Consider the following 12,848-nt stretch of genomic DNA (forward strand, 5'->3'; position numbering starts at 1 on the left):
CTTGTCCGCCCCGCGCGTTAGGCTCGCTCCGATGCCCCATCGCCCGAGGTCCCCATGCACCTGCCCGACAGCCTCAGCCCGCTTCTCCTGGTCTATCTCTCCTACGTCATCGCCGTGGCCAGCCCCGGGCCCTCGAACATGGCGATCATGGGCGTGGCCATGGGGCAGGGGCGCCGCGCCGGTCTGGCGCTCGCCACCGGCGTGCTCACCGGCAGCTACATCTGGGCGCTGGCCGCCGCCGCCGGCCTCTCGGCGCTGCTCACCGCCTGGGCCGGCGCGCTCGTCCTGCTCAAGATCGCCGGCGGCCTCTACCTGCTCTGGCTGGCGGTGAAATCCGCCCGCGCCGCCGCCCGCCCGGATCCGGGCCCGTCCACCCCCGCCGCTCTCGTGCCCCTCGGCCGCCTCTACCGCCGCGGCGTGCTCCTGCACCTGACAAACCCCAAGGCCGTGCTCGGCTGGATGGCCATCATGTCCCTCGGCCTCGCCCCCGCCTCGGGGACCCCGGCGCAGCTGCCCGCGCTCCTCGGCGGCTGCGCGCTCCTCGGCGTGGTGATCTTCCCGGGCTACGCGCTGCTCTTCTCCACCGCCCCCATGGTGCGCGGCTACCGCCAGGCCCGCCGCTGGATCGAGGGGCTCATGGCCGCCGTCTTCGGCGCCGCCGGCCTGCGGCTGCTGCTCTCCCGCCCCTGATCCGCCGTTAACCCTGCCGCCGCTCCGGCCCGATCCCCCCTTTGCCGCGCGCCGCAAAACCTATAGATGTGTCTGCGAGTGAAATGCCCCCCCGGAGGCTGTCATGACGCAGTCGCGCGACTACATGCCCCAGACGGACCAGCCCGAGCGCCCCCTGCGCCCGGCGCTCCGCAACGGGCTGCGCCGCCGCTGCCCGCGCTGCGGCACCGGCGCGGTCTTCGACGGCTATCTCAAGGTGCGCCCCGCCTGTCCCGACTGCGGCCTCGACTATACCCCCCAGCGCGCCGACGACGGCCCGGCCTATGTCACCATCCTGCTGGTGGGCCACGTGGGCATCTTCCTGCTGCCGGTCGTCTACCCGATGCTGCACGACACCCCGCTGATCATGGCCCTCGTGCTCTCGGTGATCTGCGTCGCCCTGGCGCTGGCCATGCTGCCCCCGGTCAAGGGCGGCTTTGTCGCCGTGCAATGGGCCAAGCGGATGTACGGCTTCTGAGCCGCGCTCACGCAACACCCCCGCCGCTTTGAGGGGGCGTGACCCGCATTCGCCTTCCGCACCGCCGGCCCGCGTGTAAACTCTTCCCGACACAGAGGAGATTTTCCATGACCAGACGTCTTTCCGCCCGTTTTGACTTCCGCCTGTCCCTGCTGCCCGCCGCGGCCCTGCTGGCCCTCGCGGGCTGCGTGGACATGGGCCCCGAGATGGGCGCCCAGGTCGACAGCCAGCCCACCGGCCTGGCCAACCCCGCCTCGGAATACTGCGTCTCCATCGGCGGCACGGTCGTCATGCGCGACACGCCCGAAGGCCAGGCCGGCGACTGCCACCTCGCCGATGGCCGCGTGGTGGACGAATGGACGCTGTTCCGCGAGGCGAAGGGGTAGGGCTAGTCCTCTTCGGAGAGCTTGCATTCTGCCGCTACATTGCTGCTTCGGTGCCTTCATTTTGAAAGTCGCTTCCAGCCGCATCGAGTGAGAAGACTGCCACATGCAAGGCCTCGCCCGGGCTGGTTGAAAATTAATCGCCTGAATGCTCGTTTGTATTTGGTCGTATCAATCGGGCTTTGATAATTGGCCCCCCGAAACTTTCGATGCTTCCATATTGGACGTGTTGTGAGGGGGCGGCTATGTTGTGTTACGTCGAAAGCATGGACTTGTCGAAGCTGGCAGATTGCCCGGCCGGCACACCAGAGGTCACGATCTTTGGGGTTTCTTTGGCGGTAATGGGGCCATTTGCGATTGCCTGTGCGACGCTGGTCGCCAGTGCCATTCTAGCTTGGTACAATTGGGCGAAGCAGAAGGATGACCGGAACGCTGCATTGGCTGCAATGCATCGGGAGTTCTGGGTTGATCATGACTTTTTATTTGTTAGAAATGTCATGCTCGTCGACAGTTGCTACAGCGCGGTCCAAGGCGCACTTGCGAGACGTCTTACAAACAGGTCGTCCGTTCGGGAAAGCGACTACGCGGCACTCGACAAGATCGACAAGTACGTGAATTTCGTAATTCGTGTCGATGCCGTGACGAGGCGCTACAGGGGGATAATACACAAAATTCTGCGGCGCCAAGATAGCTTTGTCGAAAATATACTGTTTGAATATTGGTTGCGTCAGGTCGTGGTGCGCGGGCGCTACGAGCTTTTTGCCTACATTGCGATTTTCTATTACATTGTGCCGGTTTACAGAAATGGGTCTTCCGGCAGAAAGTCGAAAGAAAGCAAGGCGGCGCACAAATTCATTCGTGGACAGCTTTCAATCGAAGATTCCGATCTCCTTGGGGAACAGCTTTCAGCGGATGAATTTTCCGATTTGACGCTGTTGTATCTGTCTTTCCGAAAGCAGGTCGCTATGACAGCCGAACTTTTCGAGATCGTCAATGACTTCAATCCAAAAGCCGTGGATGTGAGCATAGGCATTTTGTCACGCCTTCGCGGTAGCCGGTACGTCGAGGCAAAGAAGAGGGAAATCTTAGAACAAAGGATTGAGGGTTTGCGTAAGAAATATATCCGGATAAAAAGAGAAACGAGCTTCCCGGCGTTCTCTTGGGACGAAACCTCAAGGAGGAAGCATTGATTTAATTCGGCTCTAACCCCCCCTCAACACCCCAACATCCGCTCCACCAGCTCCGGCAGCTCCCCGAAATCCCCGAAGCGCCCGGCGCTCCTGATCGTCGCCACGTCGCCCTTGGGATAGCCCTCGGTGAACAGCAGAAAGGGCACGCCCGCGCCTGCCGCCGTGGCGGCATCCGTCTCGCTGTCGCCCACATAGAGCGCCATGCCGCGCCCCATCCGGTTCAGCACCGTGGTCAGCGGCAGCGGGTCGGGCTTGCGCCGCGCCACGCGGTCGCCGCCCAGGATCTCGTCGAACCCCGCGTCGAGGCCCAGATGCGCCAGCACCGCGCGCGCCGCCCCCTCGGGCTTGTTGGTGCAGACGGCCAGGCTGTGCCCCGCGCGGCGCAGTGCGGCCAGCGCGCCGGGCACGCCGGGATAGGTCACCGTCAGGTCCACCGCCGTCTCGTAGCGCGACAGCAGCGCCGCGTGCATCGCCTCCTGCAGCGCCGGGTCCAGCTCCCGCGCCGCGATCATCCGCTCGATCAGCTTCACCGTGCCCTCGCCCACGAAACTGCGGGTCTCGGCCCGGCTCAGCGGCGGCGCGCCCAGGTCGGCCAGCACCGCGTTGGCGATGGCGCGGATATCCTCGATGCTGTCGATCAGCGTGCCGTCGAGGTCAAAGACGATGCGGGCCATGGGGCATTTTCCTTCGCTTCCTCCACCTGTGCCCGGGGTCTCCGGGCGGATCTGGCTGCCGGGGCAGGGGCCCCCGCAGCCTCCCTTGTCGCAGAGCCGTGCCGCTCCGCAAAGGATTAACAGGGCCTTTCCGGCCTGCCGTGCCGTTAAGGTTTCGCCCGCCCCCGGCGGCGCCGGTTTCGCACCGACGTGATACCGACGCGATACCGACGTAATACCGACGTTGGAATTGGCCGAAATCAACACGTTAGGATTTTGCCATTTTCGCCGTTCCGGCCCCGTTTCCGGGCCCCGAAACCGCGCGTTTCAGGCCCCCAAACGTTAACGCCCCGGCCGATGGCCGGGGCGCTCACTGTCAAAGGCGTTTTCGCCGAACTTCGGCCTGAAATCAGCCCGCCAGCATCTTCTGCACGGCGTAGTAGCTCTCCTTCGGGGTCCGCTCCATGGTGTCGAAATCGACGTGGATCAGGCCAAAGCGCTTCTCGTAGCCGAGCGCCCATTCGTAGTTGTCCATCAGCGACCACAGGAAGTAACCCTGCACCGGCGCGCCCTCGTCGATGGCCTCTTTCACCGCGGCAAGGTGTTGATTTACATAGTCGATCCGCTCCGGGTCGCTGACCTTGCCATTGCTGATCACGTCGGCATTGGCCATGCCGTTCTCGGTCACCAGCAGGGGCAGGTCGCCGGTGTATTCCTTGGCGGTGCGCACCAGGAACTTCTTCAGCCCCTCGGGATAGATTTCCCAGTCCATGAAGGTCTTTGGCAGCGGGCCTTCCTGTTCCTCGTGGTGCGGCCAGGGGCCGTCGTTGGGCTTCATCAGCTTGCGCGTGTAGTAGTTCACGCCGACCCAGTCGAGCGGCTGGGCGATGGTGTCGAAATCGTGCTGCCAGCCCTCGGGCATATGCGGGCCGAAACCTTCCATCACGTTGTCGGGATAGGATTTCTTGAACATCCCCGACAGGAAGAACCGGTTGTAATAGGCGTCGTAAAGCTCCGCCGATTTCAGCGCTTCGGGGCTGTCGTCCACCGGGTCGGACCACTCCATGTTGACCACGGCGCCCAGGTTGGACATGCCCAGCCCGCGCATCCGCTCGATCGCGGTGCCATGGGCCAGCAGCACGTGGTGCATCGCCCGGGCGGTGGCGCGGATGTCGCGCAGCCCCGGCGCATGGTGGCCCAGGAAGTGGCTCAGCCAGCCGACGCACCAGGGTTCGTTAATGGGCGCGACGGAATACATCCGGTCACCGATTCGGCCCATGATGACCTCGGTGAAATCGCCGAACCACTTGGCCACGTCGCGATTTCTCCACCCCCCCAGATCCGCCAGCGCACTCGGCAGTTCCCAATGGTAGAGCGTGGCGCAGGGCTTGATCCCGCGCTCCAGCATGGCGTCGGTCAAACGGTCATAGAAATCAAGGCCTTCCGGGTTCGGCTTGCCCCGGCCCTCGGGAATGACACGGGCCCAGGAGGTCGAGAAACGATAGCAGTCGAAGCCCGCCGCGGCGACCAGGTCGAGGTCGCTTTCGTAGCGGTGGTAGTGGTCACAGCCGCAGTCGCCGTTCTCGGCGCGCACCACGTTGCCCGGGGTCTGGGCAAAGGTGTCCCAGTGGGTGCTGCCGGCACCACCAAAGGCATGGCCTTCGATCTGATAGGCCGAGGTGGCCGTGCCAAAGAGGAAGTCCTTTGGGAAATCCTTGCGGGTGAAATTCATGGTCAGGTCCTTCTGGGGGCTATGCGTCCGGAAACGCTAGGCTTTGTTGGGGGCAGGGCCCGTGGAGCGGCCGACCACGAGGTCGGCTTCCAGCATCTTCTGAATCGGCGCGGCACCCGGATCGTCGATCAGCCGCACCAGGTTTTCGGCCAGCAGCTCGCCGGCGTGCCGGACGGAAGAGCGCGTGGCGGTGAAGATCGGTACATCGGTGCCGTTCTTCAGGTAGGACAGGTCATCGTCATGGGTGATCACCGAGACGTCGCGGCCCATCTTCAGGCCCAGGTCCTGCAGCGCCCGGCGCACGCCGATGGCAGCGATCATCGAGGCGCAGAGGATCGCCGTGGGCGGGTTCTCGCCGTGCAGCAGTTCCATCGTTTCGCGGTGACCATAGTCCTCGGTCATCTCGGCCGAGCGCATCAGCCGCGGATCCGGGGCGATGCCCGCCGCCTCCAGGGCGAGCACGTAGCCACGCCGCCGACGCCAGGCAAAATCCATGTTTTCCAAGCCGTTGATCAGCGCGATCCGGCGGTGCCCAAGGTCGAGCAGAAACTCCGTGGCGTGCTGGAACGAGCGGCGGTTGTTCACGTCGACCCAGCTGTAGGTCTCGCTCACGCCGGAAGAGCGCCCGTGCACGATGAAGGGCAGGTTGATCGCGTTCAGCAGGCTGATCCGGCGGTCCTCCACCGAGGGGCCCTGCAGGATCACTCCGTCGACCACGCCGCGGGCGCGGAATTCCTGGTAGATCCTCATTTCCGCGTCGTCCGCGACGCGGGTGATCACCATGTCATAGCCATGCCCTGCCAGCGCCTGCGAGGCGCCTGCCACGAAATCGCCAAAGACGGGGTTTACCATCTCGTGACGCAGGGTGGTTGGAATCACCTGCCCGATCATCATCGTGCGCCCGGTCGCCAGGCCCTTGGCGCGGCTGTTGGGTGTGTAATTGAACTTGCGCGCAGCCTCCTGCACGCGCTGCCGCGTGGCCTCGCTGACTTCCGGGTAACCGTTCAGGGCCCGGCTGACCGTTGTCTGTGACAGTCCCAGCATCTCTGCCAGGGACTTCAAGTTCATGGACATTCCAAAGCGCTTTCAAATTCGGCGGCAATTTATGTGTGGAGGCAAAGAACTCTCACGTCAATGGCCTTTGCCCCGCCTCCCAGACTACGCATATAGCCCATGAAATATGAGCGTTTTTTGTCCCGAAGGTTGACAGGTCGCCGCGCGATGCTCTCTAACCTTTTGCACCCAAAGCGCTTTGAAATTCGATTCGCTAGATTTTGAAAACGGCGTGATAACGTCGATCGAGGGGAGGACCAGAAATGAAGAAATCACTCTTTACCGGTGCCGCAATCGTGGCTCTGTCGGCGGGCATGGCACACGCCGATCAGGTCACTGTTTTCGGCCCGTGGCTCGGCCCGGACCAGGAGGACGTGGAAGCTGTTCTCGACGGGTTCACCGCCGCCACCGGGATCGATTATTCCTATGTCGGTTCCGACAGTTTCGAACAGCAGATCATGATCGATGCCGAGGCCGGTTCGGCCCCGAACATCGCGATCTTCCCGCAGCCCGGCCTTGCCTCCGACATGGCCCGCAACGGTTTCCTGACGCCCCTTGCCGACGGCACCGCAGAGTTCGTCGCCGAGAATTACGCGGCCGGCGACTCCTGGGTCGACCTGGGCACCTACACCGGCCCCGACGGCACCGATGCCTTCTACACCTTCCCCTACAAGGTCGATGTGAAGTCGCTGGTGTGGTACGTCCCCGAGAACTTCTATGACATGGGGTACGAAGTGCCCACGACCATGGAAGAGCTCAAGGCCCTGACCGACCAGATCGTCGAGGACGGCGGCACGCCCTGGTGCATCGGTCTCGGCTCCGGCGGTGCCACCGGCTGGCCGGCCACCGACTGGGTCGAGGACATGCTGCTGCGCACGCAGCCGCCCGAGGTCTATGACGGCTGGGTCACCAACGAGATCCCCTTCAACGATCCGCGCATCGTCGAGGCGATCGAGGAGTTCGGCTATTTCGCCAAGAACGACGACTACGTCTCCGGTGGCTCCGGCGCCGTGGCCTCGACCGACTTCCGCGACAGCCCGAAGGGTCTCTTCACCTCGCCGCCGCAGTGCTACCTGCACCACCAGGCCTCCTTCATTCCCAGCTTCTTCCCGGACGGGACGGTGATGGGCGAGGATGCCGATTTCTTCTACATGCCGGCCTACGAGAGCAAGGATCTGGGTACCCCGGTCCTGGGCGCCGGCACCCTCTGGGGCATCACCAACGACAGCCCCGAGGCGGAAGCGCTGATCAAGTACCTGCAGACCAACGAGGCGCATGAGATCTGGATGGCCCGCACCGGCTTCCTGACCCCGCTCAAGACGGTCGACACGTCCAAGTTCGGTGACCCGACGATGAAGAAGATGAACGACATCCTGCTGGAGTCGACCACCTTCCGCTTCGACGGCTCGGACATGATGCCCGGTGCCATAGGGGCAGGGGCCTTCTGGACCGGCATGGTCGACTACGTGGGCGGCAAATCCGCCCAGGACGTCGGCGATCAGATCCAGTCTGCCTGGGACGGCATCAAGTAAGCCGCTTTCCTTTTCTGGAAATCAGCACAGATTTCGGGGCAATCCGGTCGGTGACCGGGTTGCCCGTACCTCGATTTAACTGAAGAATTGCCGGGAGCCCCACTATGAATCCAGTGCTGCAGGGATTGATCACGATCCTGATCGGTCTGGGCGGATGTATCGGATATTTCTATCTGTCCAACCTGATCCTCGACCGGGTTCTCTTTCCCGCGCGGGGGCCTAACATCGGCCGCAACATCAACCGCGCCAACCTGGTTCGCCCCTGGCTCTTCCTCTTCCCCGCCATCTTCGCGCTCGGCCTCTACCTGGTGTACCCGGTCTTCGAGACCCTGCGTCTCTCGGTGACCCAGCGCGTGCCCGGCGGCGGCTATGAATTCGTCGGCCTGCAGAACTATTCGCGGCTGATGGGGGATCCCAAGTTCTGGGAAGCCATCATCAACAATGCGCTCTGGCTGATCGTCGTGCCGGCCTTCTCCACCGCCATCGGCCTGCTGGCGGCCCAGCTGACCGACCGCATCAAGTGGGGTGGCCTGGCCAAGTCGATGATCTTCATGCCGATGGCGATCTCCTTTGTCGGGGCCGCGGTGATCTGGAAGCTGATCTACGATGCCCGCCCCGTGGACGTGGCCCAGATCGGCATTCTCAACGCGGTCTACATGGCGCTCGGCGGCGAGAACCCGCAGCAGTGGCTGACGATCCCGTTCTGGAACAACTTCTTCCTCATGGCGGTGCTGGTCTGGATCCAGACCGGTTTCGCCATGGTGATCCTCTCCGCCGCCCTGCGCGGTATCCCCGAGGAAACCATCGAGGCCGCCATCGTCGACGGCGCCAACCCGATGCAGATCTTCTTCAAGATCAAGGTGCCGCAGATCTATTCCACCATCCTGGTGGTCTGGACCACGATCACCATCATCGTGCTCAAGGTCTTCGATATCGTCTTTGCCATGACCAACGGCCAATGGGGCACGCAGGTGCTTGCGAACTACATGTTCGACAAGCTCTTCCGGGCCAACGACTGGGGCCTCGGCTCTGCTGCCGCCATCATCATCATGGTGCTGGTGCTGCCGATCCTGGTCTGGAACGTGCGCAATGCGCGCCGTGAAATGAAGAACTGAGGGAGCCCGCAGAATGGACAATATCGCAGGCAGGAAATCCGCCCTCAGCTGGGTCGTGAACCTCTCGGTCGCGCTGCTGGTGATCCTCTGGATCATTCCCACGCTCGGCCTTTTCATCTCCTCCTTCCGCACCGCCGACCAGATCGCCTCGAGCGGCTGGTGGAAGGCGATGTTCCCAACGGAACAGAACATGACGCTGCGCACCGGCGATCCCGACAGCCAGCAGCAGGTCGACGGCATGTACGTGATCGAGGGCAACCTCTTCGACGAAGGCCAGGCGCCGGCGCCGATCTCGGCCTGGGGCGTCACCTCGCGCGACATCAGCGCCTATGAACCCGGTGACACCGCAGAGCTGCCCCGCGGAGGCGAGATCACCGTGGACGAAGACGGCAACTACACCCTGCGGAACAACGAGCCCTTCGAGGGCAGCCGCGGCCAGCGCATCTTCGCCACGGCCAAGCTGCCGCCCTCGCTGACGCTGGAAAACTACCGCCACGTGCTCTTCGACAAGAGCAACGTCAACGGCATGGGGCGCGCCTTCCTCAACACGCTGACGGTCACCATCCCGGCCACCGTGATCCCGATCGTCATCGCCGCCTTCGCCGCCTATGCGCTCGCCTGGATGGACTTCAAGGGCCGCGCCTTCCTGATCGCCTGCGTCGTGGCCCTTCTGGTTGTCCCGCTGCAGCTGGCGCTCATTCCGCTGCTCAAGCTTCACCTGAACATCGGCATCGGCAAGGGCTACCTCGGCGTCTGGCTGGCACACACCGGCTTCGGCCTGCCAATGGCCATCTACCTGTTGCGCAACTACATGGCCGGGCTGCCGCGCGACATCATCGAGAACGCGCGGGTGGACGGGGCAACGGAATTCCAGATCTTCATGAAGATCATCCTGCCGCTCTCCTTCCCGGCGCTCGCTTCCTTCGCCATCTTCCAGTTCCTGTGGACCTGGAACGACCTCCTCGTGGCCAAGGTCTTCCTGATCGACGCCACCGGTCAGACCACCGTGATGACGGCGCAGATCGTCGAGCTGATGGGCTCCCGCGGTGGCGACTGGGAAATTCTCGCCACGGCCGCGTTCATTTCGATCGTCGTGCCGCTGATCGTCTTCTTTGCCATGCAGAAATACCTGGTGCGCGGTCTCCTGGCCGGCTCCGTCAAATAGGATAGTCCCATGAACGAAACCCTGGCTCCCAAAACCGGAAACCACCTCGTGAAAGATGCCGACTGGTGGCGCGGCGGCGTGATCTATCAGATCTATCCGCGCTCCTACCAGGACAGCAACGGCGACGGCATCGGCGACCTCGCGGGCATCACCAAGCGTCTCGATCACATTGCCTCGCTGGGCGTCGACGCGGTCTGGATCTCGCCCTTCTTCACCTCGCCGATGAAGGACTTCGGCTACGACGTCAGCGATTACTGCGACGTCGATCCGATGTTCGGCACGCTCGATGACTTCAACGACATGCTGGCCCGCGCGCACGAGCTGAACCTGAAGATCATGATCGACCTGGTGCTGTCGCATACCTCCGACCAGCACCCTTGGTTCGTCGAGAGCCGCACCGGGCCGGACAGCCCCCGGAGCGACTGGTACGTCTGGTCCGACCCCAAGCCCGACGGCACGCCGCCCAACAACTGGCTGTCGATGTTCGGCGGTTCCGCCTGGCAGTGGGATGCCCACCGCCAGCAGTACTACCTGCACAACTTCCTGGCCTCGCAGCCCGACCTCAACTTCCACAACCCGGAAGTGCAGGACGAACTGCTGAAGGTCGCCAAGTTCTGGCTCGACCTGGGCGTCGATGGCTTCCGCCTCGACACGGTCAACTTCTACACCCACGACGTCGAGCTGCGGGACAACCCGCCGGTTACCGGCGAGCGCACCGCGCGCACCGCGCCTGCCGTGAACCCCTACACCTGGCAGGAGCACATCTACGACAAGTCCCGCCCGGAAAACATCGATTTCCTCAAGAAGCTGCGTGCCGTCATGAAGCCCTACAACGCCGCCGCCGTCGGCGAGGTGGGTGACGAACAGCACGGCCTCGAGATTCTCGGGCAGTACACTGCCGGCGATGACCTGATGAACATGTGCTATGCCTTCGAGCTGCTCTCCGGCGATACGCCCACGGCAGGCTTCATCAAGGAGGTCATGGACGATATCGACCGTGTCGCGGCCGACGGCTGGGCCTGCTGGGCCTATTCCAACCACGATGTGGTGCGTCACGCCTCGCGCTGGAACCTCGACGCTGCCGGCCTGCGCATGTTCAACGTGCTGTTGATGGCCCTGCGCGGCTCGGTCTGCATCTACCAGGGCGAGGAGCTCGGTCTCGAGGAGGCCGACGTGGCCTACGAGGACTTGCAGGATCCCTACGGCATCGACTTCTGGCCCGATTTCAAGGGCCGCGACGGCTGCCGTACCCCCATGGTCTGGGAGAGCCGCTCGCCCCATGCCGGTTTCGGCACCGGGCGTCCCTGGCTGCCGGTCAGCGGCACCCAGGCCTCGATTGCCGTCGACCTGCAGGAAAACGATCCCGACTCGCTGCTGAACTTCTACCGCAAGGCCATCGCCCTGCGGCAGTCGCACGAGGCGCTGCGCACCGGCACCCAGACGCCGCTTCAGGCCGAGGGCAGCGTGCTCAGCTTTACCCGCAGCGGTGCCGGCGAGACGATCCACTGCGTCTTCAACCTCGGCGCCGAGGCCGCGACGGCAGAGGTGCCTGCGGGTCCCTGGACCGATCTCGCCGCGGATCTCGCCGGTGCCGTGGCGCCGGGCGATGGCGGTACGCTCTCGCTGCCGGCCTGGGGTTATGCAATCCTGAGCAAGAAGGACTGAACCACCACATGGCAGATCTCAAACTCAGTAACGTCAGCAAGTCCTACGGTGGCGCGGTCAATGTCCTCAACGACATCAACCTCGACATCAAGGCAGGCGAGCTTGTCGTCTTCGTCGGCCCCTCGGGCTGCGGCAAGTCCACCCTGCTGCGGATGATAGCGGGCCTGGAAAAGATCACCGGCGGCGACCTGACCATCGGGGATGTGCGGATGAACGACGTGCCCCCGGCACAGCGTGGCATCGCCATGGTCTTCCAGTCCTACGCGCTCTACCCGCACATGACCGTGCGCGAGAACATGTCCTTCGCGCTGAAACTGGCCAAGAAATCGAAGAAGGAGATCGAGGAGGCGGTGAACAACGCCGCCCGGATCCTCCAGCTCGAGGATTACCTCGACCGCCTGCCAAAGGCGCTTTCGGGCGGTCAGCGTCAACGGGTGGCCATCGGCCGTTCGATCGTGCGCGATCCCCAGATCTACCTCTTCGACGAGCCGCTCTCGAACCTCGACGCGGCGCTGCGCGTCGCCACCCGGCTCGAGATCGCCAAGCTCAAGGAATCGATGCCCGACAGCACGATGATCTACGTCACCCACGACCAGGTCGAGGCGATGACGCTGGCGGACCGCATCGTGGTGCTGGCCAACAAGGGCATCGCCCAGGTCGGCAGCCCGCTGGAGCTCTACGAGCGGCCCGCGAACGAGCTGGTCGCACAGTTCATCGGCTCACCGGCCATGAACCTTCTCCCGGGCGAGATCATCGCCACCGGCGAGCAGACCACCGTGCGCCTCTCCGATGGCTGCACCGCCGTCTCCGGCGTGCCCACGACCGAGGCCGACATGGGCAAGCAGGTCAATATCGGCGTCCGCCCCGAGCATCTGGCCCCCTCCGACAGCAGCGATGCGCTCTATCTCGGCAAGGTCGACATCACCGAGGCCCTGGGCGAGGTGACGCTGGTCTACTTCGAGCTGCGCCCCGGCGAGAAGGAAGCCATGATCGCCAAGCTGCCGGGGGTCCACAAGGGCCTGCGCGGCCAGGATGTCTGGCTCACCGCCGCGCCCTCGAACGTGCACCTCTTCCACGAGGGCCTGTCGATGGGCCCGGCCGCCTGAGGCCCTTCGCGCCTGTCATGAAAAAGGCCCCGGCGCAGTGTTGCGCCGGGGCCTTTTCACATCTGTCG

At 63.9% G+C, this 12,848-nt stretch carries 12 protein-coding genes; 9 read left to right on the top strand and 3 right to left on the bottom strand.

The window, feature by feature from the left end; all coding sequences use genetic code 11:
- Window positions 1-54: 54 nt before the first annotated feature.
- The 4 genes from AC0WR5_RS03620 to AC0WR5_RS03635 all read left to right on the top strand — a co-directional run bounded on the left by AC0WR5_RS03620 (window position 55) and on the right by AC0WR5_RS03635 (window position 2,759).
- Window positions 55-690, top strand: coding sequence for a LysE family translocator (locus AC0WR5_RS03620; RefSeq protein WP_475866987.1), 636 nt, complete (start codon window positions 55-57; stop codon window positions 688-690).
- A gap of 103 nt (window positions 691-793) precedes the next feature.
- Window positions 794-1,186, top strand: a complete 393-nt coding sequence (locus AC0WR5_RS03625) for a DUF983 domain-containing protein (protein WP_475866989.1) — start codon at window positions 794-796, stop codon at window positions 1,184-1,186.
- 107 nt (window positions 1,187-1,293) lie between these two features.
- Window positions 1,294-1,572, top strand: coding sequence for a putative hemolysin (locus AC0WR5_RS03630; protein ID WP_475866991.1), 279 nt, complete (start codon window positions 1,294-1,296; stop codon window positions 1,570-1,572).
- Window positions 1,573-1,835: 263 nt separating this feature from the next.
- Window positions 1,836-2,759: a hypothetical protein gene (locus AC0WR5_RS03635; RefSeq protein WP_475866993.1), complete on the top strand. Its 924-nt coding sequence runs from the start codon at window positions 1,836-1,838 to the stop codon at window positions 2,757-2,759.
- Between the two features lie 23 nt (window positions 2,760-2,782).
- Here the strand turns inward: AC0WR5_RS03635 and gph are convergent, their stop codons facing one another.
- The 3 genes from gph to AC0WR5_RS03650 all read right to left on the bottom strand — a co-directional run bounded on the left by gph (window position 2,783) and on the right by AC0WR5_RS03650 (window position 6,212).
- Window positions 2,783-3,433 carry a phosphoglycolate phosphatase gene (gph, locus tag AC0WR5_RS03640; RefSeq protein ID WP_475866995.1) on the bottom strand — a complete coding sequence of 217 codons (651 nt, stop codon included), beginning with the start codon at window positions 3,431-3,433 and terminating at the stop codon, window positions 2,783-2,785.
- Window positions 3,434-3,821: 388 nt separating this feature from the next.
- A complete protein-coding gene (locus AC0WR5_RS03645; RefSeq protein WP_475866997.1) occupies window positions 3,822-5,144 on the bottom strand; it encodes a GH1 family beta-glucosidase in 1,323 nt (440 codons plus the stop codon).
- Between the two features lie 36 nt (window positions 5,145-5,180).
- Window positions 5,181-6,212, bottom strand: coding sequence for a LacI family DNA-binding transcriptional regulator (locus tag AC0WR5_RS03650; protein ID WP_475866998.1), 1,032 nt, complete (start codon window positions 6,210-6,212; stop codon window positions 5,181-5,183).
- A gap of 248 nt (window positions 6,213-6,460) precedes the next feature.
- Between AC0WR5_RS03650 and AC0WR5_RS03655 the strand changes: the two genes are divergently transcribed.
- From AC0WR5_RS03655 to AC0WR5_RS03675, 5 genes are all read left to right on the top strand, one after another.
- Entirely contained in the window at window positions 6,461-7,729 is a 1,269-nt protein-coding gene (locus AC0WR5_RS03655; protein WP_475866999.1) for an ABC transporter substrate-binding protein, read from the top strand.
- 104 nt (window positions 7,730-7,833) lie between these two features.
- A complete protein-coding gene (locus AC0WR5_RS03660; RefSeq protein WP_475867001.1) occupies window positions 7,834-8,844 on the top strand; it encodes a carbohydrate ABC transporter permease in 1,011 nt (336 codons plus the stop codon).
- A 13-nt stretch (window positions 8,845-8,857) separates the two neighbouring features.
- Complete coding sequence (locus AC0WR5_RS03665; RefSeq protein ID WP_475867003.1) at window positions 8,858-10,009, top strand: ABC transporter permease subunit; 1,152 nt, start codon at window positions 8,858-8,860, stop codon at window positions 10,007-10,009.
- Between the two features lie 9 nt (window positions 10,010-10,018).
- Complete coding sequence (locus tag AC0WR5_RS03670) at window positions 10,019-11,674, top strand: alpha-glucosidase family protein (RefSeq protein ID WP_475867004.1); 1,656 nt, start codon at window positions 10,019-10,021, stop codon at window positions 11,672-11,674.
- Window positions 11,675-11,682: 8 nt separating this feature from the next.
- Entirely contained in the window at window positions 11,683-12,780 is a 1,098-nt protein-coding gene (locus AC0WR5_RS03675; RefSeq protein WP_475867006.1) for an ABC transporter ATP-binding protein, read from the top strand.
- Window positions 12,781-12,848: the final 68 nt, after the last annotated feature.

It is taken from the genome of Pseudooceanicola sp. DL12 (assembly GCF_056270665.1).